This window comes from Pseudomonas sp. RT6P73 (assembly GCF_054897715.1).
The window spans coordinates 6,676,053-6,702,019 of sequence record NZ_JBUBUV010000002.1 but is presented as its reverse complement, the minus strand read 5'-3'; the positions used below and the strand labels follow the sequence as shown (position 1 = coordinate 6,702,019).

The following is a 25,967-nucleotide window of genomic DNA, read 5'->3' as shown; positions in this document are numbered from 1 at the left end:
ACAACGTTTTTTCTTGTTTAATTTGTTCCAAATACGTCTTACATCCGGTCGTAAATTTCCCTCGAAATTTGAACGGTTCGTTTATTCAAAGCCCCGCCCTGCGCCCGTAGACTCGTGTTTATGAAAAAGAACACTAGCGGCCCACGGTTTAAGACGCTCCTCGAAGAAGCGAAAATAACGACGACAGGATTTGCCGCTTTCTTCGACACGGAGCCGCAAAACATCCATAACTGGTACACCCGCGGTGTGCCCGCCTACCGCATGGAAGAAGTCTCCAGACTACTGTCGGTAAACAGCGACTGGCTCAAGACCGGCGAAGGCCCACAAAGCTCAAAACACTTGCGCCTGCTCGACGAGTCAGGCAACACCTTCGACGCCCAGGCCATCCGCGGGATCTACACGGTAATCGAACCCACCGATGTCGAGTTGCCCGTCTACAAAGAAATGCCCATCGCCCCGGGGTCCTGTAAAACCCACGTCATCGAAGACCCCGGCCAATTCATCCGCCTACCCAAAAGCCACCTCGACTCCCTGGAAATCAACCATGCGGATGTGTTCTGCGTTCACATGCTCGGCAACGGCATGGGAGCCAGGATTGAAGACGGCTCCACACTCGCCATCGACCGTGGACTGACCAAGGTGATTGATGGGGAAATCTACGCCATCGAGCACGACGGAATGCTGCGAATCAAATACCTGCACCGGATGCCGGGCAATGCCCTTCGATTGCGCAGCTACAACCAGGCTGAGCACCCGGATGAGATCTTCAATGCCGAGCAGATTGATAAGCAGAACATCAGGGTGTTGGGGTGGGTGTTCTGGTGGTCGACGCTGAATAAACGGAGGCCGGCGGTGCCGTTTCTGTAACACCGCGCCGTACTCATCGCGAGCAGGCTCACTCCCACAGGTACTGCGCAATCCATGTGGGAGCGAGCCTGCTCGCGATGAGGGCGGAACACTCACCCTAAAAATCCGGGCGGATCACTTGATCCCGAACCCCGATAGCTCTAAGACGCACACCGCACTGGGAATCCCCCAAAAAAATCAGTATGCTGCGCCCCACATTTGCGCATTACCCCGCCCCGCGGCGCTGATCGCACCGACAAGGCAGATGATTTTCTCGCCGAGTCCCACAGCCGGACGCAAGATCCGGGTGTACGTTTTGAAGGCTGGCGCGGTTTACCAAAAATGAACCAAGCCAGTCCCCGAGAAGCCGGCCACAAGCCGGCTTTTTAATGCCTGAATCAAAGCATGCCTGTCATCGAATAGTCTGAATGAGGGGTTGTCTGGCTAGCACCGCAATTGGTACCGTAACGACAAACGTCATTACAGGTCTTCCATCATGGCTTCCATCAACATCCGCATCGACGATGATCTGAAACAGCGTTCATTTGCTGAGCTGGAAAAGCTTGGGGTAACGCCTTCCGAGCTCCTGCGCCAAACCCTTCAATACGTCGCCGAACGCGGCAAATTACCTTTCAAAGCTGCACTACTCAGCGAAGAGGATGAAGCGCTCATCGCAGTGGTCACCGAACGTCTTGCCGCCCCTCAGCGAGTCAAGGTAAGCCTGGATGACCTATAGCCTCGAATTTGATCGTCGCGCTTTGAAAGAGTGGAACAAACTGGGCGACACGTTACGCCAACAGTTCAAGAAGAAGCTTGCGGAAATACTCGAAAATCCTCGTATTGAAGCCAATCGGCTTCGCCAACTACCTGACTGCTACAAACTCAAATTACGAAGCGCCGGCTATCGGCTGATCTACCAGGTCCTCGATCAGGAAGTAGTGGTGTTTGTGGTTGCCATCGGGAAGCGCGAGCGTGAAGTCGCTTACCAAGATGCGCAGGACAGAATCGGTCAGCAGCCTGCTGACTAATTTGATTTAGTCGCAGAACTGCTGCGACAAATGTTGGGCGAGGCTGCGTTCCAGCTTCTGCAACTGAGCTTGACCTTACGTCGCGGCTGTGGCCGTGGCCGTGGCCGTGGCCGTGGCTAGCGTTTTGGGCATGCACAACAGGGCCGAGGAGCCAAAGTGCTCGACTACTTGGCTCAGGATTTGCGCTTTTTCCGACATCAAAGGTTTTCTTCCACGCAACCTCAAATACATGCGTGCCCTTCCCGAAGCGCCAGACGTAAAAATTGTGCAGGAGGTGCTTGCACAGTTGCCTTGGTATCACCAGTTAGCGCTGCTGGAAAAATTGCAGGTCTGGCCTGTTGGGCCGGATCCGGAGCTGTATGGTACGAAGGCTCAGAAGCGCAACCGCGTGCAAATGCTGCGGTCGCTGTCTCTGAGCCTCACGGATAACTAAACCCCTTAACCAACGTCAATTCCCCCACCGCCCGCATTGGCACCAGGAACGTCTCCATCTTCTCATTCGGCGTCCCCTCTTCCGTAATCACCGTCACCTGCGCCGTGGTCAGCGGCTGAACCGCCTCCTCCTGCCCTTCCTCATCACTCCGATACCCACCCCCGAAGTAATTCACGTACACCAGATACTGCCCCTTGATCGGCACTGGCATGGCGAAGATCTCCGGCCCATACCCCGTCGTCACATCAACATCCAGCGCCGCACCATTGGGCGCAACACGATCGCCGTACCAGATGTGCGCGCCATCGGGGGTGATGAGGTGCAGATCCAGATCCGTCCCATCGCTATCCCAAGCCAGCAACACCCGCAACTTGGCCGGCGTAGCGCCGCCACTGGCATTGAGAAATTGCGTCCGATGCCGCTGCTGCCCATCCGGGCTACGAACTTCAACGCTGTTGCTGCCATTGGGAAACGAGAACGGTCGATCAAAGCGCCCAGCCGGATCAATCTTCAGCGGCATGCTGACGCCGTTGACGATCAACCGTCCCGGCTCACCTGACTTGGGCGCGGCTTTGATCTGCCCCGTGATACGCGCCGTATTGGCCTGGCCCACCGGCGTATTCACCGATGAGGCCGGGTAGTTGACGGTCTGACGAAAGCTTTCACCTTCACCTTCGGACGCGCCGGTGCGCCAGCCGCCAACGGGCGTATCAACTTTCACGCCGCTCTCAGCCGCAAACACCGTCGGCAATACACAAAATGAACAAAGGAACAGGAAGACCTGTGGATAACGGAGTTTCATGGCCTATTCCAGCAAGAGGTGGCGGGCGAGCCCTTCAATGTAGGTTTCATCCTGGCCGTTGGGGTGTGCTTCGAAGGCCAGGTGCAGGTATTCGTGGGTCAGGTCGAGGCGGTCCTGCAGCGACAGCACGCCGCGCACGTAGATGCGCTGGCGTTCGCGGTCGACATAGGGGCGGCCGAAGGCCAGGCGGCAGACGGCGAAGGTGCTGACGTCGTTGTAGCCGACCTCGCTTTCCAAACGCGGACGCCAGACGCGGCGTTGCTGTTGTAGCCAATCTTGCGCGGCGGGCAGTGCTTCGCAGGAGGCGACGGGGTTGTCCCAGCGACTGAGGCTGGCGCGCGGGTAGGCGTGCAGCAGGATGGCGTCGTAGCGTTGGCCGGCGTTGGCTTGTTCGACGGCGTGCTGCCAGGAAAGTTTGTCCGGGCCGGGTTGGTCGGAGTGATAGGTGACGGTGCTGCCGGCGAGGACCAGGTCGCTGGTCCAGGCGGCGATGTGGCGTGATTCGGGGGTGGCCGGGCGTGGGGCGACGCGTTGTCGGCTGCTGCTGTCGTCGATGCTCAGGCAATCGCCGTTGCGGGTGGCGTTTTGCAGCAGGTAGGTTCTTATCGCAATGGCCAGTGCTTTAGCGGCTTCAGCAGGTTCGGGTTTGGCTTCGCGCTGGAGGACGCGGGCGACGTATTCTTCACGGTCCAGCCGGGCGACGAGCTTGTCCTTCAACAGAAACAGCTCACCCTCACTGTGGATATCCAGCTGATTGCCATTGGCGAATTCAACGCGATAATCGCCCTGCAGAGGCCCGGAAGAAACAACCTGATCCCCCGCCAGAACACGCCCGATCGGATAACGCGAAAACAGACCGACCTCGACGCATCGACCTGCATCTGAGGGCCAATCCACCGGCAATACCGAAGCCAACGCAGCGCCATAATGACGAAGCACCATCTGGCTGGTCCCGCGCCCACCCGCCCAGATCGGCGTGCCATCCGTCATCCAGCCGGCAAACCCGCCCTGGCGCGACGATGGATCCTGATCGCCCAACCAGCTCCAGGTTTTCACCCGTAATCGGCCACCGAGCTCGCCGACGACATTGCCGTCAGCCGCATTGAGTACCACGTCCAGCAACACCCTCCGAGCCTGATCCTGCGCCGGCATCACCGCCAGCACTTTCAGCAATTCCGCCACCGACACACGCGTAGAAGGCTGCAACGAAGGCAAGTTCAGCAACCATTCCGGCGCCTGCCGTGCCTGCCAATACTCCCGCCAGCCAGCATCAGAAATACCCAATCGCGCAGGCTCAAAGTACAAACCGCACGACTTCACCAACGCTTGATCGCGCTCAATCTTGCCGCCAGCCGTGCAGCAATAAACTTCCTCTTTCGACTGCCCGCGGCACTCATACGCCGGTTCACGGGCGCCGGTATCCACCAGCCAGCCGTAAACGAACAACTTCCACAAACTGCCCAATGGCGCCTGCAAATCGACAGGCATCGGCTCGCGGAAAATCACCTGAGTCGGGCTCAACGAAATCAACTCACCCTTGAAGCCCAGCCGCAGCGGTTCCTCCTGCGCTGTCGCCAGCGCAGGAATCAAACACAGCAGCCACCAGACCAGCGGTCGGGTCATGTCAGTTGACCGTGACCTGACCGAGGGCCGGTTTTTGTTCCTGGGCCTGATGTTGTGGCGCGTAGACCTGAGTGAAACGCACCGGCGGCAGGTTGAACTGGCCTTTCTGCGAGAAGCGCACCAAGTGGCGCAGGCGCAGTTCGCCGCTCAGGGCATCCACCGGAATCGCGTACGCCATCTGACCCGGTTCGAAACGGGCCTTCTCCAGCGCCGTCGGTTCGGTGCCAGCCTTACCCATCAACTTGATGCCCCACGTGGTGCGCTCGACATCAGCACCCGGCGGCAGCGGCACTTCGATCATCCCGTAGCGCAGCGGTTTCGCGGCTTTGCTGGTGATGATCACTTCGTCCAAGTACAGGCTGTCGCTGGACAACGGCTTGGTGCCGACCGCTTCGAGCTTGAAGGTGAACGCTTCGTCACCCGGCACCAAGCGCGACAGGCGACGAGTGATGGTCACAGCCATCGGATCAACCGGTGGTTGCTTCGTCTGGAAGCTCAACGCGGCGCGCAGCGGACGTTCTTGCGTCCCGGTCAGCGACAACAGTGTCGGCACGGGCGAGGCACCCTGCCACGTCCAGTACACCTCACCGGTATCACCGTGTTCTTTCTTCCAGCCTTCACCCGGTGCCAGTGCAATCGTCGGCGACGCCTGCTCGATGCTGCGTTGCAACCAGGTCAGCGCCAACGCGCGTTCCAGGGTCGATTGCTGCGGCAGCAAACGTTGCAACAACGCTGCCGCGTGAGCCTGATCGAAGGGTTGCAGCGACAGGTTCAAGGCTTCGGCAAATGGCTGAGAACTGACGGCCAGACGCTGTTGCGCGTCGGGCAGTTGACGATTGAATGCGTCGGGCAAAGCCACCTTCGACGGCTTAGCCAAAGAGGCCGTCAGCACACGAGCAGCCGCCAAGCCGAGCGCCGAATCCGGATCGCTCATGACAAGGCTGTCCTCGCCATCCTCCATCAGGTTCGCCGCATTCCCCTCGCCTGCTTTCGCCAGATCTTCCATCAACCCACTGAGCAACGTGTTGACCGGCAATTGCATCTGCTTGGCGAACGACAGAATCAACGCCCGCTGCAACAACGGTGTGTTTTTCGCCTGCTTCGAATAGACCTCCAGCACCCGCTGCCAATGCTCCGGCGGCAGGCTCAGCTCCAGCGCTTTGCTGGCGTGCCAGTCGGCGTAATAGGCATACGCAGTGAGGAACGCATCCGGCTCGCCGTCCATGCCCCACCAGGTGAAACTCGCGGAAGGCCCGGCCATTTGCACCAGGCGCAGACGGCTGTTTTGCATGATCAGGCGCAAGCGATCGCGAATTTGCGGGTTAGACGACAAGGCCGGATACGCGATGCTCAGCGGCAGCAATCGGCTAGCGGTTTGTTCAACGCCGCCATACGGATAGCTGAGCAAATCATCGAGCGCCGAACGGAACAGCGCTTGCGGACTGTCATCCAGACGCAGGCGAATATCGCTGGCGTCCGCCGGCAAGGTCAGCGGCGTGTCACCGCTGGCCACGTCCAGGCTTTGGCTTTGCGTGACCTGCCAGCCTTCGCCGGTAGCGGTCAGGTGCACGGCCAATGCGTCGGCGGTTTTGCCGTCCTGCACCAGCTCGGCGGCCCACTCGCCAGAGGCCAGTGCGAAGGCCGGTAGCGCGATGTAGTTGATGCCGTTGTTCAGCGTCACCGGCACGCGCTGTTCGGCGCCGCCGTAGTGAATCACCAGCTCAGCCTTGACCGGTTTCTCGGCCTGACTGAAGGCGAACACACCGAGGTCCGGTTTGTCGCCATTGCGGAATTTGGTCGGGCCGCTCCACTTCAGGTACAGCGGTTTTTCCGAGCGCACGAATTGCTTCTTCTGCCCGACCTGACCGTCATCGGCGATGGCCCGCGCAGTGATGCGCCAGCGGGTCAGCGAGTCCGGCATCTTGAACGTGAAGCGGGTTTTGCCGTTGACGTCGGTGATCAATTCCGGCTGCCACGCGGCGGTGTCGACGTCTTCACGACGTGGCCGCTCCAGCACTTTCACGCCCCGTTCGCTGCGGTTGGCTTTGCCCGGTGCGCCAGGGCTGCCCGGCAACGCAACGTCGTAGCTGATGAACGACAGACTGGCGCTGGTGCGTACGTTGTTGCGGCGCGGGTGGTAGAAGAACTGGTCGATGGTTGGCGCGACTTCCGGTTGCAGCGCGTAGACCATTTCGTCGACCACGCTGACCGTCAGGTGCGCCGGAATCGGCTTGCCGGCGAACTGGGTGGTCAGGTCAACCGACACGGTATCGCCCGGCTGGTACGACTCTTTATCGGTGGCAATGGCGACGTCGATTTGCGGCGCGATCACCTTGATGCCGGCGTTCTGGAAGCTGTACTGGCCGCCCTTGGTGTACAGCACCGAGAACGTCAGGTTCGGCGCGAAGTCGTCCTTTACCGGAATGCGCGCGCGGTACTGCGTATCGCTGAGTTTTTCCATTTTCAGCCAGTCGCCGCCCTTGGACAGCAGCGCCGTTGCCTCAACTTTGTCGCGTTCCAGCGACAGCAATGCATCGCTCACTGGCTCAGGGAAAGTGATCAGCGCCAGGGTTTCATCGCCTGCCTTGTACTCGGGTTTGTCGAGGACGATTTCCACAGTACCCGGCACCGCTTTGACGCCCTCCCCAGTGACCGAATGACCAGTCGCACCGACGACTCGACCATGGTCATCCTTCAACGTCAGGTTGTAGGTGCCCGGACGCTCGAAGGCCAACGTGAAACCTTTTTCGGTTGCGGCAAGCTTGCCGTCGCCGGTGCTCTGGTCTTCCAGACGCACCCAGCTGTAGCTGCCCGGCGTGACCGATTTGCTCTCCTCGCTTCCGCCTTCGTTGGCGTAGCTGAACGCAACCTTGTCGCCTACTGCGCTGAACCGCTGCGGGGCGCTCAGGCGGAAACTCGCGGCGCCACGGTCGATGAGGATTTCCTTGGTGGTCTTGACCCGATACGCCGCGCCATCGCTGGCGAACACGGTGAGCATATAGCGGCTCGGTTTTTCAGCGGCCGGTAGGTCGAGGGTCGCGTTGCCCTTGGCGTCGGTAGTCAGTTCGGTGCTGGTCAGCTCCACCGGGAATTGCCCGAGGTATTGCAGCTCGTTGTCGACCATCGACAGTTGCTGGGCACGCAGGCTCAGGCTCAATTTGGCGTTCACCACCGGCTTGCCGTCCGGGTACAGCAGCACCAGATTGCCCTTGACCGGTTCGCCGGTGCGGTAATCCTGCTTGGCCAGGTTCAGCGAGATTTCGAAGTGCGGCTTGATGTATTCGGCAACCCGGAAGGCGCTGCTGTAGGCCTGATCCTTGTAGCTGAAACGCAGTTCATAACCGCCGGCCACGGCGTTGTCCGGCAACTGGAAACGGCCTTGAGTGCCCGCCTTGGAATCGAGTTTCAGCGCCAACGATTGCAGCGCAGTGCCGGTGGCGTCGAGCACGGTCACGTTGACGTCGGCAGCGGTTGGCAACACCGAATCGCGCGCATTCTTGAACTCGCGGCCGACGATTTTCAGCGACACCCAATCCCCCGGCCGATACAGCGGTCGGTCGGTGAAGGCATAGAGTTTGGTGTCGTAGATTTCGCTGTCGTAATAGAAGTTCTCGGAGACAAACACCCCGCCCTCTTCGTCCTCGCCGATCACGAACGAACGCTCGGGGCTGACGTGTTTCAGGCGCAGCAAACCATCGGCATCGGTGGCGCCGCTGCTCATCACGCCGAGGCCATCGGTCCACAGCACATTCACTTTTGGCACCGAACTGCCTTCGTGCTTGCGCGCGGCCCAGACCACCAGCTCATCACCGGCAATCTTGCTCACGGCCACGGTGTTGGAGACGAAGACCATGGTGGTCGCGCGGTACTTGCCGATCAGCGCTTCCACCAGGTACAGGCCGGGTTTCAAGTTGCCCAACGGGATGTACACGTTGCCCGGTGCGACGCTGACGAATTCGCTGGAAGAGCCGGCCAGATTCACACCGGTAGGCGGCTGGATCGGCTTGGCTTGCCACAGCGGATAACGGAACTGACTGACCACCGGCAAACCCGGAATCAGGGCGAATTGCGACTGTGCGTCGTAAGGCGTTGGCGCGGCAATCGCGCTGCCCATCTTCAGTTCCGGCACTTCCTCGGTGACTTGTTTTCGCGACTCGTAGGAAAACGCCCGCTGCATCACCCGACGGGATTTGCGGTACCAGTTGTCCCACAGGTACGCGAGGGTATTCGACAGGCCTTCGCCCTTGAATTGACCGTCACTGACCACCCGGTGCAGGTTCTTCTGGCGCTTGAGGAAATCCAGCGGCTTGTCGATGCGATACACCCGAATGTCGGCGCCGCCGTAAGGCTCCATGCGGAACCGGCGATAGTCGCGGCCCGGCGCTTCGAGGCGCACCATCGCCTGTTCGTCGCTGGCGAAACTGCTGTCGGCCAGCAGGAAAAAGCTTTCACCGGCCACCGGCGTGTAGCCGCTCGACTCGACGGTGTCTTCGGCGTTGACCGCTGAAAACGGCAGCACCAGAACCAACAGCAAAGGCAGAAAACGCAACATGCGGGCACCGATCATTGGGAGAGAAAGTTCAGTCGATAGACGCCGATGAAGTTGGGGTTGGCTGCGTCGGGTATCCATCGGGTGTCCTTCCATGTCATGAGTTGCTGCAGGCTCGCGGAACGCATGCCGTTGTCAGTGGGGGTGGTGGTGCCGGTGTGATAGGCGATGTAGCGGCCCATCCAGATCATCAGGTGCTGGTCGTCGCCCTGATCGAAAAACATCAGGTCGCCAGGCCGGGCTTGCGCCAGATCCCGACCGACCAGATGGCTGTTGAACTGAATCAGTTTGATCGCGTTGACATAAGGCCCGACCTTGCCGCCGCCCTGCTGCCATTGCTGGGCGAGGCCACGTTGGGCTTCGCTCAATTGCAACTCGGGCGGCAGGTAGCGGTTAGACAGGCCATTGCTGCGCAGCCATTTATCGTCATGTGCCTTCAGCGCTTCGTTGGCGGCGAAACGCACCAGCCCGGCGCAGTCCTGCTGATACCAGCGCGGGCTCGGGCCTTGGGTCAGCTGTTCCTGGGCAATGCGCACAAACCAGGCGCGGAACACCTGGGATTGCTGCGGATCCAGCGGTGCGGCTTCACCGGCAAATGCGCGACTGCCCAGCAACATCGCCAGCAGGCCGAGGCCTCGGATGAGTGCGGTCACAGGGCCTTCCATTCCAGCGGCAGCCACTGCCAATGGCCGTCAGGCTCGCTGCCTTCGGGCAAGGTCAGGGCGTATTTGCCATAACCGCCGAGCTTGCGCAGTTTCGGGATCAGGTAGGTTTGCGCGGCGTTGTAGAACACCGGCTCCATATCCTGCGGCAAGCTGTCGAGGGTTTCCTGTTGCATCAGTTGCGCCATGGAATCCGGGCCGAAGTAGACCGGCATCAGCAGGTCTTTCGGCACCACATCGGCCATTGGCGGGAAGCGCTTGTCGAGGGTGCCGAGGGCCTTGTCCACGAGCTTGTCGTCGAGGGAGAACAGCAGGGTCGAACCGTGACGCGCCAGGCTGACTTTCATGAACGCCTTGCCGGTGATCGCGTCTGGGTTCTCGGCATCCTTGGCTTTATAAGGACCGAAGTTGGAGCTGACCTGGCGCTGCCACTGATGGCTTTGGCCTTCCTGTTTCTCGACCACCGGGAACGCGTGTTCTTCAACGTTACCTTCGTAGGCACCCACCATCGAGCCGAACAGATTGCCCAGGTCGCCGTCGAGTTTGGCGCTGTCATCATCGTTCAGGCTGGCCACCAGCAGTGGCGTGTACAGCCGCGAATCGGCGTACCAGCACAGGCCGGCAGCACCCGCCATGTGTTCGGTCAGCGCCTGGGCCACGGCTTCTTCGGCGCCGAGTTTCACCAGCAGCGGTTTCTGTTGTTCGGCGGCGAGCGGCAAGGCCACGCAAGCACTCGCGCCCATGGGCATGGCTTGCCAGATCGGTTTGAAATCGAAATCCGGCTGGTTGTCCAGTTCCTCCATGGCGAGGAAGCTGTGCCAACCCTTGTCGTCCATGTCGAAGCGCAGGCCGGCGAAATTCGGGATGAAACGCTGGTAACCCATGGCCAGGACGCTGGCGTTGACCGAGAGGCGTTGTTTCACCTCGGGCGTTCGCGGTGGCAGACCGAAGGCTTCGGGGAACAGTTTCTGGCCGCCGAGCAGCGCTTCCAGCGATTGAGTCGAAACCATGCCGCGCTCATCGATCGGACCATTACTGTTGTCGTACAGTTTCGAAGGATTGGACAGCACCACCAGCTTGTCACCATGTGAAGCAAACAGCAGCGCTTTGCTGTTGTTGTAGGTGAGCTGATACAGCGGCACCGTATCGCCGGCGACCTTGATGTCACCGAGTTGGGTCAGTTGCGAATCATCCAGCGCGACCTTCGCCAACGGCTCCAGCACCTTGGCCAGCCCACCGCGATCCATCACCAACAGGAAATCCTTGAGCCGACCGTCCGCCCCGCGCCACAGCGCCACATCCGCCGGCTGATCGAAAAGCTGCTCGATCAGGCTGTCCTGCAACTTCAGGTCATGTTCGTAAATGATCCGCCGCAGACTGCCGATCAAACCGAGGCGATCGGCATGGGCTTCGTAATAGAAAACGAAATCTTCGGTCAGGGTTTCCTTGAGGAACGGCACGGCCAGCAAGTCCTTGGGCAATTGGCTCAGGGAGTGGGTCTCGAGCAGACCGTCCGGGCGACTCATGCCCAGCTTGTCACTGGCCAACTCTGCCGGTGGCGCCTTGGGTTTGTGCATGAACCACCCCAACCCGGCCGCTACGCCGGCCACCAAGACCAGCCCGACCAGCAGCGCCGGCCAGCGCCGGGAAGGTTTGGCAGCAGGTGCGTCGGCGGCCGGGGAAACAGTGTTATCGCTCATTTAACAAAACCCAATTCATCCGTGGTGCGGGATGTTTAATAGTTGAAAGTCTTGACCAGCAGCAGGTCACCGATCGCGCGCAGGGGCACGATAAAGGTCTCGCGTTTTTCGTCGACGGTGTTTTCGTTGAGCACCAGGTTGATCTGCGAGGTGATCACCTCGTTCTGGTTGCTGGTCTCATCGAAGTTATAGCCACCGCTGCCGAAGTTGCCCCAATAGTTCACGTAAACCAGATAGGTGCCATGCATCGGCGCGGTCATGGTGAACATTTCCGGGCCAGGGCCATCGACGCCGTCCGGGTCCAGCCCGCCGCCGTTGCTCATCGCCGGGCGAGCCCAGAATGCATGCTGGCCGTCGGGGGTAATGATGTGCAGATCGAGTTCGGCTTTCGGATCGTCCCAGCCCAGCACCACACGAATCCGCGCCGGGGTGCGCAGGTTGTTGGCTTCATAGAATTGAACGCGTTTAAGGGATTTGCCTTCGGCACTGCGCACTTCGACGCTGTTGGAGCCGGCACCGAACGCATACGGCCGGGCGAAACGCCCCTGGTCGTCGGTGTACAGATTCAGGGGGTTGCCGTTGACGGCCAGCGTGTGCGGCCCGCGTTGCGTGCCGATGGCCTTGAGCTGGCCTTGAATCATCGTGCGATTACGCTGCACGCCCCGGTCGATGGGCGGTGTCGGATAGGCGACTTGAGGGTATTCACTGCGATCGAGCAGGCCGTTGAAGCGCCAGCCGCCGACCGGTTCCGACAACTCAGCCGTCGGTTCGGCCCAGGCAGCGGTCGCGCAGACCAACGCCAGCACTAGAAGAAATGAACGCATGTGACGCCTCCTGCCATGCATAACGAAACCCTGCGCCCGATCCTCGGCGCGTTACAGATCCAAATACTGCGTTCGTCAGAAAGACCCGTGACTATTGGGTCGTAGAAGGCGCGAAGGTTAGCCATTCGGCAGTTTTTTAACAATCGGATACATCTACATTTGCGGTAGGAATCACGCACATTTGAGCCCGTGAGCCGAATAGCGAGTTTATTCGGCTCACGAAATGAGCCGAATACGGCTATTATTCGGCTCATTGACCTCGGAGCACCGAATTCATGGCACCTCACTGGATCTGGCAACAGCCCGACTGGCCGAATTTCAATTGGCAAGCCGAGCGCCTGACACCGCTGCTGCGCGAGTGCGTACAGGCGCAAGGTCGACTGATGGGCATGGCCAGTTCCGTGGGTAGTTCACTCAGCGCGCAGAGCGAACTGGATGCGTTGTTGCAGAACATCGTGACGTCTTCGGCTATCGAAGGTGAACATCTGAATGTGGGCTCGGTCCGCTCTTCGCTGGCGAGGCGCTTGGGTCTGGAGCAGATCGATGGCGATCACGTCAGTCAGCGCAGCGAAGGACTGGCGCAGTTGATGCTCGATGCCACTCAGCACTTTGCGAAACCGCTGACGTCGGATCGATTGCTGGAATGGCATGAATGGCTGTTTCCGGATCAGGACACTGCCCTCGCTGCTCGAACAATGCATGTCGGCGCGTTACGCGGCGATGAGCCGATGCAGGTGGTTTCAGGCCGGCTCGACAGACCGACCGTTCATTTCGAAGCACCGCCCCGCCCAGGCCTTGAGCAACAACTCGATACGTTCCTTGCCTGGTTTGAAGCCAGCCGGAGCCAGGACGGACTCGATCCATTGCTTAGGGCCGGCATTGCGCACTTCTGGTTCGTTACTTTGCACCCCTTCGACGATGGCAATGGGCGCCTGACACGCACCCTCACCGATCTGGCGCTGGCTCAGGGTGAGGCGCAAGCCATCCGTTTCTACGCCATGTCGGCGAGCATTCTTGAAGATCGTTCCGGCTATTACCGGGTACTGGAAGCCAGCCAGAAAGCGACGACGGATATTACTGATTGGCTGGAATGGTTCCTGAAGACTCTATCGCGCAGCTTGCAACAGGCCATGACGCGGATCGAATCAGTGCTGGGCAAGGCGCGTTTCTGGCAGGCACATCAGGCGTCGGCGTTGACGGCGGAGCAGACCAAAGTACTGAATCGTTTACTGGATGGCGGGGAACGCGGATTCGAGAATGGCATCAGTGCGGCGCAGTATCAGGCAGTGGCGAAGGTTTCGAAGGCTACTGCCACTCGTCATCTGAGCGAACTGCTGGAGAAAGGCTATTTGAAGCGTCTGCCAGGCGGTGGGCGCAATACTCGATACCAGATCAGCTATCCCGATGCCTCAACACTTTATTGAACCAAACCACGATTTGTAGCAGCTGGCGAAGCCTGCGTTCGGCTGCGAAGCAGTCGTCAATCCTGATTGCGCCGTATGCCTGATAGACCGTGGGTTCTGGTTTTACGACTGCTGCGCAGCCGAACGCAGGCTTCGCCAGCTGCTACATGGCGTGTGGAGAGGCTCAAACCAGTGGCGGAAATGCCGCCCTCATTTGCCCATAACCCCCATGTCTGCTAGTGTCGCGCCGGTTTAACGTCAACCGGAAATAGCCGCCATGGCCCGCAAAAAAGCTGCACTGGATTTCGAACAATCCCTCGCTGACCTGCAAACGCTGGTGGAGCGACTGGAGAACGGCGAATTGTCGCTGGAAGACTCGCTGACGGCTTTCGAGCAGGGCATCGGTCTGACCCGCGATTGCCAGGCGGCCCTGGCCCAGGCCGAGCAGAAGGTTCAAGTGCTGCTCGAGCGTGATGGCGAGTTGGCCGAGGAACCCTTCGACGCGGATCAGCCAGAATGATTGCAGCGTATTCGGCGACCAGCCAGGCCCGCGTCAACGCGGCGCTGGAAACCCTGTTCAACGCGCCGAGCCCCGAGCTCGCGCGGTTGTACGAAGCTATGCGCTATAGCGTGATGAATGGCGGCAAACGGGTGCGCCCGCTGCTGGCCTACGCGGCGTGCGAAGCGCTCGGCGGCAAGGCTGAGCAAGCCAACGGGGCTGCTTGCGCGGTAGAGCTGATTCACGCTTATTCCCTGGTGCACGACGATTTGCCGGCGATGGACGACGACGATCTGCGTCGTGGCCAGCCGACGACGCACAAGAAATTCGATGAGGCCTGCGCGATCCTGGCCGGTGACGGTTTGCAGAGCCTGGCGTTCAGCGCCCTGCTTGATCCGCGCCTAAGCAACTCGGACGCAGAGATCCGCCTGCAAATGGTCAGCGCTCTAGCGTTGGCGGCAGGCCCGGCCGGCATGGTCGGCGGTCAAGCCATCGACCTCGGTTCGGTCGGTCTGAAGCTTGATCAAAAAGCCCTCGAAACCATGCACCGGCACAAAACCGGTGCGCTGATCGAAGTCAGCGTCAAACTCGGCGCCCTGGCCAGCGGCCGCGCCGAGAAGGACGAACTGAAATCCTTGCAGACCTATGCGCAGGCCATCGGCCTCGCCTTCCAGGTGCAGGACGACATTCTCGACGTCGAAAGCGATACCGAAACCCTCGGCAAACGCCAAGGCGCCGACATCGCTCGTGACAAACCGACCTACCCGGCCCTGCTCGGCCTCGACGCGGCCAAGGCTTACGCCCTGGAACTGCGCGATCTGGCCCTGCACGCGCTGCGACCGTTTGACGCGGCCGCTGAGCCACTGCGCGATCTGGCCCGTTATATCGTCGAACGGCGCAGCTGACAGCGTATCCGCCAAAAAAGAGCAACGCGTGGGCAGGGGGCGATGCATCAGGTAAACTGCCGCATCTTTTATACCTATAACGATTCGCCTGATGCCCACGACGTTTCATGAGATTCCCCGCAAGCGCCCGACCACGCCCCTGCTCGACCGTGCCAACACGCCGGACGGCCTGCGCCGGTTAGGCGAAGCCGAGCTGGAAACCCTGGCCGATGAGTTGCGCCTGGAATTGCTCTACACGGTCGGACAGACCGGCGGGCATTTTGGTGCCGGTCTGGGCGTCATCGAGCTGACCATCGCGTTGCATTACGTCTTCGACACCCCGGACGACCGGCTGGTGTGGGACGTGGGTCATCAGGCCTATCCGCACAAAATCCTCACCGGCCGTCGCGAGCGCATGGGCACACTGCGCCAGAAAGACGGCGTCGCAGCCTTCCCGCGTCGTTCCGAGAGCGAGTACGACACCTTCGGCGTCGGCCACTCCAGCACCTCGATCAGCGCAGCACTGGGCATGGCGATTGCCGCCCGCTTGCAGAACAGTGATCGCAAGGCCATTGCCGTGATCGGCGACGGCGCACTGACCGCGGGCATGGCGTTCGAAGCGCTGAACCATGCGCCGGAAGTCAACGCCAACATGCTGGTGATCCTCAACGACAACGACATGTCGATCTCGCGCAACGTCGGCGGGCTGTCGAATTACCTGGCGAAAATCCTTTCCAGCCGCACTTACGCGAGCATGCGTGAAGGCAGCAAAAAGGTCCTGTCGCGCCTGCCCGGCGCTTGGGAAATCGCCCGTCGCACCGAAGAATACGCCAAAGGCATGCTGGTTCCCGGCACGCTGTTCGAAGAGCTGGGCTGGAACTACATCGGCCCGATCGATGGCCACGACCTGCCGACCCTGATCGCCACTCTGCGCAACATGCGTGATCTCAAAGGCCCGCAGTTCCTGCACGTCGTCACCAAGAAAGGCAAAGGCTTCGCTCCGGCGGAAGTCGACCCGATCGGTTACCACGCCATCACCAAACTCGAACCCGTTGATGCGCCGGCCGCGGCGCCGAAGAAATCCGGCGGGCCGAAGTATTCCGGCGTGTTCGGCGAATGGCTGTGCGACATGGCTGCGTCCGATCCACGCTTGGTGGGCATCACCCCGGCGATGAAAGAAGGCTCCGACCTGGTGGCGTTCAGCGAACGCTTCCCGCTGCGCTATTTCGACGTGGCGATTGCCGAGCAGCACGCGGTCACCTTCGCCGCCGGCATGGCCTGCGAAGGCGCCAAACCGGTGGTGGCGATCTATTCGACGTTCCTGCAACGTGGCTACGACCAGCTTGTGCATGACGTCGCAGTGCAGAACCTCGACGTGCTGTTCGCCATCGACCGAGCAGGCCTGGTGGGCGAAGACGGCCCTACGCATGCGGGCAGCTTTGACCTGTCGTTCCTGCGTTGCATCCCCGGCATGCTGGTGATGACCCCGAGCGACGAAAACGAACTGCGCAAAATGCTCACCACCGGTCACTTGTTCAACGGCCCGGCGGCGGTGCGTTACCCGCGTGGTAGCGGCCCGAATGCAACGATCGAGAAAGACCTGCAACCGATCGAAATCGGCAAAGGTGTGGTTCGTCGCCAAGGCAGCAAAGTCGCCCTGCTGGTGTTCGGCGTGCAACTTGCCGAGGCGCTGAAAGTCGCCGAAAAGCTGGATGCGACCGTGCTCGACATGCGTTTCGTCAAGCCACTGGACGAGGAACTGGTTCGCGAAATCGCTGGCAGCCACGAATTGCTGGTGACCATCGAAGAAAACGCGATCATGGGCGGTGCCGGTGGCGCGGTCAGCGAGTTCCTTGCGCGGGAAAACATCCTCAAATCGATTCTGCACCTGGGCTTGCCGGACAGTTACGTCGAGCATGCGAAGCCTGCGCAGATGCTGGCCGAGTGTGGGCTGGATGAGGCCGGGATTGAGGCTTCGGTTCGCGAGCGCCTGACACTGCTCAACATCTAAACGCAAAACCTGTGGGAGCGGGCTTGCCCGCGATTTCGGTGTGTCAGTCAAAATTGAAGTCGACTGATCCACCGCAATCGCGGGCAAGCCCGCTCCCACAGTGATTTCTGTACCTTTCAAAATTTGTGTTCGCTTTAGAGTGCCAACGGATTACCGATGAAACTCTCCCCCCTCGCCCTGACGCTGACCCTGCTGCCGGCCGGCCAACTTCTGGCTGACACCTTCGAGCGCGATCAAGCCCTGAAACTCCCCGAAGTGCTGATCAGCGCCAACCGTCAAGTCGAAGCACGCAACGACAGCAGCGCCGCCAACACCGTGTTCACCCGTGAAGACATCGATCGCCTGCAACCCAGCAGCGTCACGGACTTGCTGAGTCGGGTGCCGGGTGTGCAGGTCGGGCAAACCGGCGGGCGTGGCAGCCTGCCGGGGATTTACATTCGCGGGACCAAGTCGGCGCAAAGCCTGGTGCTGGTGGACGGTCAACGCATCGGCAACTCGACCTCCGGCGACAGCAACCTGCAACACATCAACATCGAACAGGTCGAGCGCGTGGAAGTGCTGCGCGGCTCCCGTTCGGTGATTTACGGCAGTGATGCGATTGGCGGGGTGATTCAGATTTTCACCCGTCGCGGCGGCGAACAAGGCCTGCAGCCTCGTATGCACGTAGGGTTTGGCAACAACCAGACTTGGGAGCGCAGCATTGGATTATCCGGTGGCGATGAGAAAACCCGCTTCAACCTCGGCGCCAGCCTCGATGAAACCGCCGGCATCAATCGCACCCGCGAGTCATACCCCAGCGACGGCGATCACGATGAGTACCGCAACAAGTCAGTGAGTTTGAGCCTGAGCCATGCCCTCACCGATGACATCGAAATCGGCGCCAACGTGCTGGATAACCGCGGCAAAAGCGAGTTCGACAATCCGTTCGGGCGCTTCGACACGACGACCTTCGAATCGCTCCAGCAACAGCCTTACAGCGACTTTGCCGTGAGCAGCATCAGCACTTATGTCGATGCCCGGGTCAACGACCTCTGGAAAACCCGCATCGAATTCGGTCACAGCGAAAACCGCGAGAAGACCTTGGACAAGCTCAGCGATGAACGCAGCGTGTTCAATACGTACCGTGATTCGGTGAACTGGCAGAACGACCTGACGCTGAATGAGCGCAACAGCCTGATTCTCGGCGGCGACTGGTACGAAGACCGGATCAACAGTAGCACCCCGTTCGACGAGGACAGCCGCTGGAACCGCGCGGCATTTATCCAGCATCGCTACCAGGCGGATAGCTTCTCCACGGAACTGGGTTTGCGCCGGGACCAGAACCAGCAGTTCGGTGGCCAGAACAGCTGGAGCGGCACCTTCACGCTGCCGCTGAACCCGGACAACGACGTGCTGCTGACCTACAGCGAAGGCTTCCGCGCACCGACCTTCAATGACTTGTACTACCCGGACTTCAGCAATCCGGACCTGAAGCCTGAAACCTCGAAAAGCTACGAGCTGCAATGGCGCAGCCAGTTGACCGAGACCAGTCGCCTCGAAGCTTCGCTGTATCGCACCGACCTTGAAGACGCGATTATTTTCGGCAGCCATTCACGGCCACAGAACGTTGCATCGGCGCGGATCAACGGTTTCGAAGCGGCATTGAAACAGGAACTGTTCGGCTGGCAGAGCAACCTGGGCGTGGCGATTATCGACCCAAGGGATCGCGACAGCGGCCACACCCTGGCGCGTCGGGCGCGACGGACCTTGAGCCTGGATCTCGATCGACAGTTCGATCGGCTCGGGCTCGGCGCCAGCTGGCAAGCGGTGAGCAGCAGCTATGACGATGAGAACAATCAGCAGCCTTTAGGCGGGTATGCGTTGCTGGGGTTGCGTAGCAGCTGGGAATTGAATCGTGAGATCAAACTTGAGCTGAAGGTCGATAACTTGCTGGACAAGGGGTACAGCCGGGCGTTGTACAGCCATGACGGCAGTCAGTATGGGTATCGCGAGGAAGGTAGGGCGTGGATGTTTGGGGTGACCTGGACGCCGGAAATCTAAGAGCGACACCGGTTATTGTGGCGAGGGAGCTTGCTCCCGCTCGACTGCGCAGTAGTCGCAAAGTCACTTACTGGCAGTTCGGGGCTGCTTCGCAGCCCAACGGGAGCAAGCTCCCTCGCCACAGGTCAGCGGTCGGGCGCGATGACTTGGCACAGCTTGGCCGTCGCCTCGATCATCTGCCCACTCGGCCGCTCCAGCCCCTTATCCGTCACCAACAACAGCCGCCCCTGCACCACCGCCGCCACCTGCGGCCACGCTTTCCACGCATCCAGCTGCGCCTGATCACTGGCCAGAATCACCTCGGGATTACGCTGCAATACCGCCTCCACGCTGACCTGCGGCGCCGGCAATGTCAGGTCGGCGAACACATTACGCGCCCCGCACACTTCCAGCGCATCACTGATGATCTGCCCGCCGCCAACGGTGTACAGCGGTCGATCCCATACTTGATAAAACACCCGCAACGGTTCATCCCGGCGATAACGCTGGCGCAGCACATCCAGTCGTTGGCGTAATTGCGCGGCCAATGCAACGCCACGCTCAGGCCGACCGAGCTGCGTAGCAATCGCTTCGAGCTGCGCAGTCAGTTGTTCGAGGTTGTGAGGTTCAGCAACATACGTGGGGATGTTCAGTCGCTTGAGCTGCTCCCGCTGGGCCGGGCCGACGCTGCCGGGCCAGAGCAATAAAAGATCGGGTTTGAGGCTGAGCAACCGCTCCATGTCCAACTGGCCGTAGCGGCCAACCGATGGAAGACCTTTGAGTTCAGCAGGACGCTCACCGGCATCCAGCACGCCAACCAACAGGTCCGCGGAGTCCAGCTCGACAACGATTTCAGAGAGAGACGGTGCGAGGCTGACAACGCGCTCGACCGCAGCCGCCGAGCCGCCGATGACCAGCAGCAACACCGCCAGCCAGAGGCGAAACATCAGCCGAGCTGACGCGGGATACGGTAGAGGTAAAACAGCACCGTGGTCGACAGCGCCAACAGTACCAACGGCACCGCTTCGAGGCCGACGAACACCGCCAACGCACCGATCCACGCCGGAAAGCCAGCGACCAGCAACGCCGTGCGGCGTTTGGCAGCCAGGGTGATCCAGGCAGCGGGTTCCTCAGGGGTGTCGAGGGCTTTTTGGGTGGCAATCAATGCGTGTTTGTAGCCACCAAAAAACTTCAGGCTGACAAACATCGAGGCGACACCGGCGATGAACAATGGCATCGCCAGCACTGGCAAAATCGCCTCGCCCTGGCCGAACAAGCCATTGATCACGAACAGCGGCAGCAAGGCCAAAGCCAGGTATTGCCACCAACTGAAGGACAATCGCCGCCGTACTTGACCGCGCGTCACGCCCGGTCTGCCTCGCCCTGATGCTCGTTGCCCATCATGTGGTCGAGCTTGCTGGCCTTGGTGGCCAGGTAGAGTTTGTTGTGCGGGTTATGGCCGGTGTGCAGCGGCACGCGCTCGGCGACCACGATGCCCATATCGGTCAAGGCTTTGACCTTGCGCGGATTGTTGGTCATCAGACGCAGGGATTTTACGCCCAGGTGTTCCAGCATCGGCAGGCACATGGCGTAGTCACGCTGGTCGGCGGCAAAGCCCAGACGTTCGTTGGCTTCAACGGTGTCAGCACCGCCATCCTGCAATTCATACGCGCGGATCTTGTTCAGCAGGCCAATGCCACGGCCTTCCTGGCGCAGGTAAAGCAAAACGCCACGGCCTTCACGGGCGATGGCCTGCAAGGCGGCCTCAAGTTGCGAACCGCAGTCGCAACGCTGGCTGAACAAGGCATCGCCCGTCAGGCATTCGGAGTGCAAGCGGCCGAGTACCGGGGCACCGTCGGCGAACTCACCCAGGCTCAGCACCACGTGCTCGCGCCCGCTTTCTTCATCGAGAAAGCCGTGCATGGTGAATTGCGCAAAAGGCGTTGGCAGCTTGGAAGCGGCGACAAAAACGACAGGCACCGGTGTGCTCCTGATCAATAAGTACTGGAGATTCGCAGAGGCGGCATTGTAACAGCAGGTTCCTACAGACGCTTAGGCTGAATTATGGGGCATAACGATCCAAAAGTTAGATCTCAAGCGCTTGAAGCCCGGTCTGCGCACGCCCTGTAGCAGCTGGCGAAGCCTGCGTTCGGCGGCGAAGCCGTCGTGAAACCTGGCCACTCGGTCAGCCTGATACACCGTGATGCCTGAATTTACGACGGCTGCGCCGCCGAACGCAGGCTTCGCCAGCTGCTACAGGGCCCACGCTTATTTCCCGTCAAATGGATACGGTTGTTTCCAGCGTTCGAAGATCGGTTTCAACCGGCCGCTTTTCACCAGCACCTCCATGCGCTGGTCGAACAGCGCCATCAAGGTTCGGGCCCTGGGCGTATCGGCAAAGCATAGGTACAGCGGTAACTCCGCAATATGGGTGCGACGAAACTGCGAAGGATCCTTGGCCCATTTGAGGACATAGTCGACTTCGGTCAGCGCGTCGATGTAGTAGTCGGCGCGGTTGCGGGTCAGCATCGACAAAATGCCGGTGCGCCGAATGACTTCGTTATAGCGCCGCACGTTAGGCAGATAATCCTGATAGTCGTAGCCGCGGACCCAGGCCAGTCGATAGTTGCCCAGCGTCTCCGGGGTTGGTGCCGGATTGCTCGCCAGCCCCAGGGCATAGATGTGATCGGTATCGAAATTCCAGCGCGGATAAAGCAGATCGCTGTTCTCGTCATGGTAGGAGCCGACACAGGCATCCACTTCGCGGCGCTGGGCCAGCCCCACGGAGCGCGTATAAGGCTCGGTTCGAATGTCCAGTTTGACGCCGGCCGGTTCGAACACTTCCCGCAGCACGTCCCACCCCAGGCCATGACCGTCAGCGGCGGTGTAGTCTTCCCAGTCTTCGCTGGCCAGGTGAATAACGGACGGCATCGGCGCGGCATCGCCCGCTTGGGTGAACGGGCAAAACAGGGCAAAAACCATCACAGCCAACCAGCGTCGAGCCATCCCTAGTCCCCTGTCTCGCCTGTCAGGCGAAAATCCATACCAGCCCTTGCATCGCCAACCACGCAAACACGCCTGCCAATACGTCATCGAGCATGATCCCGACGCCGCCGTGCACATGCCGGTCAATCCAGTGAATCGGCCAAGGCTTGAGAATGTCGAAGAAGCGGAACACCACAAACCCCGCCAACAACCAGTACCACCCTTCCGGCACCAGCCACAGGGTGATCCACATCCCGACCATTTCGTCCCAGACAATGCCTTCGTGGTCGTGTACCCGCAAATCGTCGGCAACCTTGCCGCACAGCCAGAAGCCGAACAGCATGGTGACGCCGAGCATCAGCCAGTAACCCCAGTCGGGAAGCATCTGCCACAACGGGATAAAGGGTAGCGCAACTAACGAACCCCAGGTGCCCGGTGCCTTTGGCAAGGTGCCCGAGCCGAAGCCGAACGCCAGGAAATGCCAGGGATTGCGCCAGACTGAAGGCGGTACGAATTCCGCCGGGACCTGTTTGGGATGATCTGTCACGGTGTCTCCCGAAAATGTTGATAGCCCCGGGTTTGCGGGGTGATGTCTTGCCCTGCGGCATCCAGCAGCGTCACGCCCTGCCCGGCCTCTACCCTGCCGACCACGTGGATCGGCCAACCGTCGGCCAGCAACGCGGGCAACTCGACGGACGGTAGGGTGAAGGCCAGCACGTAATCGTCCCCGCCGCTCAATGCCGCCTCTTCGGCGGCCGACTGACCGAGGAAGGCCACTAAAGCGTTCGACAGCGGCAATCGGTCCCGTTCAACTTGAATGCCGACCTTCGACGCCAGGGCGATATGCCCGCAGTCAGCGAGCAGGCCGTCGGAGATATCCATCGCCGAGGTGGCTTTACCGCGCAACGCCTGACCCAACGCCAGTTGCGGCTGCGGCGACCAGTAGTGGGCCAGCAATGGATCGGCGATGGCGGCTTCAGCCGTGCGCTGACCCAGCACCAGCGGCAAGGCCCCCGCGGCATTGCCCAACTCACCGCCAACGCAGAGCAAATCGCCGGGTTGCGCACCGCAGCGAGTCAACGCCTTGCCCGCCGGCACACGACCGAACACGGTCATGGTCAGGCTCAGCGGCCCCCGCGTGGTATCTCCGCCCACCAGCGCCACACCACAACTCTGCGCCATGAGGTTCAAACCACGGGCGTAGGCGTCCAGCCAATCGGCGGTCACCGTTGGCAAGGTCAGGGCAAGGGTAAAAGCAACGGGGGTGGCGCCCATGGCAGCCAGATCGCTGACGGCGACAGCCAGCGAACGCTGACCGAGCAGAAACGGGTCGCAGGGATCTGCGAAATGCACACCGGCAACCAGCGTGTCGGTGGAAATGGCCAACTGTTCCCCGGAGGGAACAGCGAGCAAGGCGCAGTCATCGCCGATCCCGAGGGCAACGCCTTCGCCGCCCTGCGCACAAGGCGCGGCGGCGAAGAAATTGCGGATCAGCTCAAACTCGCCCATGGCTGAGAAAAAGTATTCAAGCGCCGATTAGCGCTTGAACGCCTTCACTTCAGCTTCACGCAGACGCGGGGCCAGCTTGTCGAGTACACCGTTGACGAATTTGTGGCCGTCGGTGGAACCGTAGACTTTCGCCAGTTCGATCCCTTCGTTGATCACAACGCGGTACGGCACGTCGACGCGCTTGAGCAGTTCCCAGGTGGACAGGCGCAGTACGCACAGTTCAACCGGATCCAGCTCTTCGATGGTCAGGTCCAGGCACGGCGCCAACGCAGTGTCGATCTCGGTCAGACTGGCCGGGACACCGTGCAGGATGTCGTGGAAGTAGCTGGCATCGGCGAAGGTGAAATCGTTGTCGACGCGAAACTGCGCTTCGATTTCGTTCAGCGAAGTACTGGCCATGTGGCGCTGATACAACGCTTGAGTCGCCAACTGACGGGCAGCGCGGCGCTTTTCACTTTTCGAAGGCTTGCCGGCGTCCGTTGGACGCGGTTCGCGCGGGTTGAAACGATCGCTTTCGTCGCTAATCACTTGGCCTCCAACTGCGCCAGCAGGCTGACCATTTCCAGAGCGGACAGGGCAGCTTCGGCACCTTTGTTACCGGCCTTGGTGCCGGAACGTTCGATGGCTTGTTCGATGGAATCAACGGTCAGGACGCCGAATGCGACCGGAACGCCGAACTCCATGGACACCTGGGCCAGGCCCTTGGTGCATTCGCCCGCCACGTATTCGAAGTGCGGAGTACCGCCACGAATGACCGCGCCCAAGGCGATGATTGCCGCGTATTCGCCCTTCTGAGCGACTTTCTGCGCAACCAGCGGGATTTCGAAGGCGCCAGGCGCGCGGATGATGGTGATGTCGCTTTCGCTTACGCCGTGGCGAACCAGGGCATCAACTGCACCGCTGACCAGGCTTTCAACGACGAAGCTGTTGAAACGGCCCACTACCAAAGCGTAGCGGCCTTTAGGGGCGATGAAGGTACCTTCGATGGTCTTCAGGGTCATTCGTTAGATCTCTTAAAGAGCCGGGACGCGTTTTCTACGCGTCCCTCGGTGATGTGTTAGCCGCGAATCAAGGACTGGAAACAACCGGTCATTATTCGGAGGGCACGTATTCTACAACTTCCAGATCGAAACCGGATATCGCATTAAATTTCATTGGCGCCGACATCAAGCGCATTTTGCGCACGCCCAGGTCCCGAAGGATCTGCGAACCGGCACCGACGATGCTGTAGGTGGTCTGTTTTTTCACGGCGGTCTGGTCCGCGGTTTCACGGATGTGCGCCAGCAACACGTCGCCATCGAGCGGGTGACCGAGCAACAACACCACGCCGCTGCCGGCCTCGGCCACCGCGGCCATGGCGGCGCGCAGGCTCCAGCGCCCCGGTTGTTTGACCATCAACAAGTCGCGCAACGGGTCCATATTGTGCACGCGAACCAGGGTCGGTTCTTCAGCGCACACGGTGCCCAGGGTCAGGGCCATGTGCACGTCGCCTTCCACGGAATCACGATAGGTCACCAGGTTGAACTGGCCCAGTTCGCTGTCCAAAGGCTGCTCGGCAATCCGCTGAACGGTACGTTCGTGGATCATCCGGTAGTGAATCAGGTCGGCGATGGTGCCGATCTTGATGTTGTGTTCGGCCGCGAAGGCTTCGAGTTCGGTGCGACGGGACATGGTGCCGTCGTCGTTCATCACTTCGCAGATCACGCCGCTCGGCTCGAAACCGGCCATGCGCGCCAGGTCGCACGCCGCTTCAGTGTGGCCGGCGCGCGCCAGGGTGCCGCCGGCCTGAGCCATCAGCGGGAAAATGTGGCCGGGGCTGACGATGTCCTCAGCCTTGGCGTCTTTCGCCGCGGCGGCTTGCACGGTGCGGGCACGGTCAGCAGCGGAGATGCCGGTGGTCACACCTTCGGCCGCTTCGATCGACACGGTGAACTTGGTGCCGAAGCCGGAACCGTTGCGCGGCGCCATCAAGGGAAGCTTGAGCAGTTCGCAACGCTCGCGGCTCATCGGCATACAGATCAGGCCACGGGCGTGCTTGGCCATGAAGTTGATGTGTTCGGCCTTGCAGCACTCGGCGGCCATGATCAGGTCGCCTTCATTCTCGCGGTCTTCGTCATCCATGAGGATGACCATCTTGCCTTGGCGGATGTCTTCAACCAGTTCTTCGATGCTATTGAGCGCCACAAGGCA

Annotated in this window: 23 protein-coding genes and 1 pseudogene; 9 read left to right on the top strand and 15 right to left on the bottom strand. The window is 60.5% G+C overall.

All coding sequences use genetic code 11. The features are described 5' to 3' along the window. Positions 1-120: 120 nt before the first annotated feature. From ACYZT6_RS30870 to ACYZT6_RS30855, 4 genes and pseudogenes are all read left to right on the top strand, one after another. Positions 121-867, top strand: a complete 747-nt coding sequence (locus ACYZT6_RS30870) for a S24 family peptidase (RefSeq protein ID WP_462029860.1) — start codon at positions 121-123, stop codon at positions 865-867. Positions 868-1,342: 475 nt separating this feature from the next. After that, positions 1,343-1,582 carry a type II toxin-antitoxin system RelB/DinJ family antitoxin gene (locus tag ACYZT6_RS30865; protein ID WP_054616768.1) on the top strand — a complete coding sequence of 80 codons (240 nt, stop codon included), beginning with the start codon at positions 1,343-1,345 and terminating at the stop codon, positions 1,580-1,582. Then, the gene (locus tag ACYZT6_RS30860; protein WP_462029859.1) at positions 1,572-1,874 is read left to right on the top strand and encodes a type II toxin-antitoxin system RelE family toxin; all 303 of its coding nucleotides are present in this window, start codon (positions 1,572-1,574) and stop codon (positions 1,872-1,874) included. The genes ACYZT6_RS30865 and ACYZT6_RS30860 overlap by 11 nt, the downstream gene beginning before the upstream one ends. 132 nt (positions 1,875-2,006) lie before the next feature. Further along, a pseudogene (locus ACYZT6_RS30855) lies at positions 2,007-2,259 on the top strand (DUF1016 N-terminal domain-containing protein); the annotation flags it as partial. 34 nt (positions 2,260-2,293) lie between these two features. On the opposite strand, the gene ACYZT6_RS30850 reads toward ACYZT6_RS30855, so the two are convergent. From ACYZT6_RS30850 to ACYZT6_RS30825, 6 genes are read right to left on the bottom strand one after another with little or no spacing between them, the layout of a single operon-like run. Further along, positions 2,294-3,109, bottom strand: coding sequence for a YfaP family protein (locus ACYZT6_RS30850; protein WP_462029858.1), 816 nt, complete (start codon positions 3,107-3,109; stop codon positions 2,294-2,296). Between the two features lie 3 nt (positions 3,110-3,112). Continuing rightward, positions 3,113-4,732: a DUF2300 domain-containing protein gene (locus tag ACYZT6_RS30845; RefSeq protein ID WP_462029857.1), complete on the bottom strand. Its 1,620-nt coding sequence runs from the start codon at positions 4,730-4,732 to the stop codon at positions 3,113-3,115. A 1-nt stretch (position 4,733) separates the two neighbouring features. Next, positions 4,734-9,299, bottom strand: a complete 4,566-nt coding sequence (locus tag ACYZT6_RS30840; RefSeq protein ID WP_462030036.1) for an alpha-2-macroglobulin family protein — start codon at positions 9,297-9,299, stop codon at positions 4,734-4,736. Beyond that, positions 9,296-9,946 (bottom strand): DUF1175 domain-containing protein, encoded by a 651-nt coding sequence (locus ACYZT6_RS30835; protein WP_462029856.1) that lies wholly within the window; start codon positions 9,944-9,946, stop codon positions 9,296-9,298. The genes ACYZT6_RS30840 and ACYZT6_RS30835 overlap by 4 nt, the downstream gene beginning before the upstream one ends. Beyond that, entirely contained in the window at positions 9,931-11,643 is a 1,713-nt protein-coding gene (locus ACYZT6_RS30830) for a DUF2138 domain-containing protein (protein ID WP_462029855.1), read from the bottom strand. Before ACYZT6_RS30830 ends, ACYZT6_RS30835 begins: the two co-directional genes overlap by 16 nt. A gap of 35 nt (positions 11,644-11,678) precedes the next feature. Further along, positions 11,679-12,467 (bottom strand): YfaP family protein, encoded by a 789-nt coding sequence (locus ACYZT6_RS30825; protein WP_462029854.1) that lies wholly within the window; start codon positions 12,465-12,467, stop codon positions 11,679-11,681. A 275-nt stretch (positions 12,468-12,742) separates the two neighbouring features. Between ACYZT6_RS30825 and ACYZT6_RS30820 the strand changes: the two genes are divergently transcribed. The 5 genes from ACYZT6_RS30820 to ACYZT6_RS30800 all read left to right on the top strand — a co-directional run bounded on the left by ACYZT6_RS30820 (position 12,743) and on the right by ACYZT6_RS30800 (position 19,304). Continuing rightward, entirely contained in the window at positions 12,743-13,891 is a 1,149-nt protein-coding gene (locus tag ACYZT6_RS30820) for a Fic family protein (RefSeq protein WP_462029853.1), read from the top strand. Between the two features lie 256 nt (positions 13,892-14,147). Next, positions 14,148-14,390 (top strand): exodeoxyribonuclease VII small subunit, encoded by a 243-nt coding sequence (locus ACYZT6_RS30815; protein WP_007894317.1) that lies wholly within the window; start codon positions 14,148-14,150, stop codon positions 14,388-14,390. Next, positions 14,387-15,274 (top strand): (2E,6E)-farnesyl diphosphate synthase, encoded by an 888-nt coding sequence (gene ispA, locus ACYZT6_RS30810; RefSeq protein ID WP_462029852.1) that lies wholly within the window; start codon positions 14,387-14,389, stop codon positions 15,272-15,274. Before ACYZT6_RS30815 ends, ispA begins: the two co-directional genes overlap by 4 nt. Before the next feature lie 91 nt (positions 15,275-15,365). Further along, positions 15,366-17,264 (top strand): 1-deoxy-D-xylulose-5-phosphate synthase, encoded by a 1,899-nt coding sequence (gene dxs / locus ACYZT6_RS30805; protein WP_462029851.1) that lies wholly within the window; start codon positions 15,366-15,368, stop codon positions 17,262-17,264. Between the two features lie 156 nt (positions 17,265-17,420). After that, positions 17,421-19,304: a TonB-dependent receptor domain-containing protein gene (locus ACYZT6_RS30800; protein ID WP_462029850.1), complete on the top strand. Its 1,884-nt coding sequence runs from the start codon at positions 17,421-17,423 to the stop codon at positions 19,302-19,304. 125 nt (positions 19,305-19,429) lie between these two features. On the opposite strand, the gene ACYZT6_RS30795 is transcribed toward ACYZT6_RS30800, so the two are convergent. The 9 genes from ACYZT6_RS30795 to ribBA all read right to left on the bottom strand — a co-directional run bounded on the left by ACYZT6_RS30795 (position 19,430) and on the right by ribBA (position 25,961). After that, positions 19,430-20,230 carry a cobalamin-binding protein gene (locus tag ACYZT6_RS30795; protein ID WP_462029849.1) on the bottom strand — a complete coding sequence of 267 codons (801 nt, stop codon included), beginning with the start codon at positions 20,228-20,230 and terminating at the stop codon, positions 19,430-19,432. Further along, positions 20,230-20,649, bottom strand: a complete 420-nt coding sequence (locus ACYZT6_RS30790; protein ID WP_462029848.1) for an MFS transporter — start codon at positions 20,647-20,649, stop codon at positions 20,230-20,232. The genes ACYZT6_RS30795 and ACYZT6_RS30790 overlap by 1 nt, the downstream gene beginning before the upstream one ends. Then, positions 20,646-21,263, bottom strand: a complete 618-nt coding sequence (gene ribA, locus ACYZT6_RS30785) for a GTP cyclohydrolase II (RefSeq protein ID WP_438661313.1) — start codon at positions 21,261-21,263, stop codon at positions 20,646-20,648. The genes ACYZT6_RS30790 and ribA overlap by 4 nt, the downstream gene beginning before the upstream one ends. A 288-nt stretch (positions 21,264-21,551) precedes the next feature. Next, the gene (locus ACYZT6_RS30780; protein ID WP_462029847.1) at positions 21,552-22,289 is read right to left on the bottom strand and encodes a substrate-binding periplasmic protein; all 738 of its coding nucleotides are present in this window, start codon (positions 22,287-22,289) and stop codon (positions 21,552-21,554) included. A 22-nt stretch (positions 22,290-22,311) separates the two neighbouring features. Continuing rightward, on the bottom strand, positions 22,312-22,815 hold the full coding sequence (locus tag ACYZT6_RS30775; RefSeq protein ID WP_438662753.1) for a phosphatidylglycerophosphatase A family protein: 504 nt from the start codon (positions 22,813-22,815) through the stop codon (positions 22,312-22,314). Continuing rightward, a complete protein-coding gene (gene thiL, locus ACYZT6_RS30770) occupies positions 22,812-23,777 on the bottom strand; it encodes a thiamine-phosphate kinase (RefSeq protein ID WP_462029846.1) in 966 nt (321 codons plus the stop codon). The genes ACYZT6_RS30775 and thiL overlap by 4 nt, the downstream gene beginning before the upstream one ends. A 27-nt stretch (positions 23,778-23,804) precedes the next feature. Next, on the bottom strand, positions 23,805-24,305 hold the full coding sequence (gene nusB, locus ACYZT6_RS30765) for a transcription antitermination factor NusB (RefSeq protein ID WP_034153728.1): 501 nt from the start codon (positions 24,303-24,305) through the stop codon (positions 23,805-23,807). Beyond that, complete coding sequence (gene ribH / locus ACYZT6_RS30760) at positions 24,302-24,778, bottom strand: 6,7-dimethyl-8-ribityllumazine synthase (protein WP_003185938.1); 477 nt, start codon at positions 24,776-24,778, stop codon at positions 24,302-24,304. The genes nusB and ribH overlap by 4 nt, the downstream gene beginning before the upstream one ends. A gap of 91 nt (positions 24,779-24,869) precedes the next feature. Then, positions 24,870-25,961, bottom strand: coding sequence for a bifunctional 3,4-dihydroxy-2-butanone-4-phosphate synthase/GTP cyclohydrolase II (ribBA, locus tag ACYZT6_RS30755; RefSeq protein WP_462029845.1), 1,092 nt, complete (start codon positions 25,959-25,961; stop codon positions 24,870-24,872). Between the last annotated feature and the right edge of the window lie 6 nt (positions 25,962-25,967).

Coding starts and splice junctions, on each gene's coding strand:
- ACYZT6_RS30800 (WP_462029850.1), top strand. CDS start 17,421: ATGAAACTCTCCCCCCTCGCCCTGACGCTGACCCTGCTGCCGGCCGGC.
- ACYZT6_RS30860 (WP_462029859.1), top strand. CDS start 1,572: ATGACCTATAGCCTCGAATTTGATCGTCGCGCTTTGAAAGAGTGGAAC.
- ACYZT6_RS30815 (WP_007894317.1), top strand. CDS start 14,148: ATGGCCCGCAAAAAAGCTGCACTGGATTTCGAACAATCCCTCGCTGAC.
- thiL (WP_462029846.1), bottom strand. CDS start 23,777: ATGGGCGAGTTTGAGCTGATCCGCAATTTCTTCGCCGCCGCGCCTTGT.
- ACYZT6_RS30865 (WP_054616768.1), top strand. CDS start 1,343: ATGGCTTCCATCAACATCCGCATCGACGATGATCTGAAACAGCGTTCA.
- dxs (WP_462029851.1), top strand. CDS start 15,366: ATGCCCACGACGTTTCATGAGATTCCCCGCAAGCGCCCGACCACGCCC.
- ribH (WP_003185938.1), bottom strand. CDS start 24,778: ATGACCCTGAAGACCATCGAAGGTACCTTCATCGCCCCTAAAGGCCGC.
- ispA (WP_462029852.1), top strand. CDS start 14,387: ATGATTGCAGCGTATTCGGCGACCAGCCAGGCCCGCGTCAACGCGGCG.
- ACYZT6_RS30850 (WP_462029858.1), bottom strand. CDS start 3,109: ATGAAACTCCGTTATCCACAGGTCTTCCTGTTCCTTTGTTCATTTTGT.
- ACYZT6_RS30870 (WP_462029860.1), top strand. CDS start 121: ATGAAAAAGAACACTAGCGGCCCACGGTTTAAGACGCTCCTCGAAGAA.
- ACYZT6_RS30845 (WP_462029857.1), bottom strand. CDS start 4,732: ATGACCCGACCGCTGGTCTGGTGGCTGCTGTGTTTGATTCCTGCGCTG.
- ACYZT6_RS30825 (WP_462029854.1), bottom strand. CDS start 12,467: ATGCGTTCATTTCTTCTAGTGCTGGCGTTGGTCTGCGCGACCGCTGCC.
- ACYZT6_RS30820 (WP_462029853.1), top strand. CDS start 12,743: ATGGCACCTCACTGGATCTGGCAACAGCCCGACTGGCCGAATTTCAAT.
- ACYZT6_RS30795 (WP_462029849.1), bottom strand. CDS start 20,230: ATGTTTCGCCTCTGGCTGGCGGTGTTGCTGCTGGTCATCGGCGGCTCG.
- ACYZT6_RS30780 (WP_462029847.1), bottom strand. CDS start 22,289: ATGGCTCGACGCTGGTTGGCTGTGATGGTTTTTGCCCTGTTTTGCCCG.
- ACYZT6_RS30830 (WP_462029855.1), bottom strand. CDS start 11,643: ATGAGCGATAACACTGTTTCCCCGGCCGCCGACGCACCTGCTGCCAAA.
- ACYZT6_RS30835 (WP_462029856.1), bottom strand. CDS start 9,946: ATGGAAGGCCCTGTGACCGCACTCATCCGAGGCCTCGGCCTGCTGGCG.
- ACYZT6_RS30840 (WP_462030036.1), bottom strand. CDS start 9,299: ATGATCGGTGCCCGCATGTTGCGTTTTCTGCCTTTGCTGTTGGTTCTG.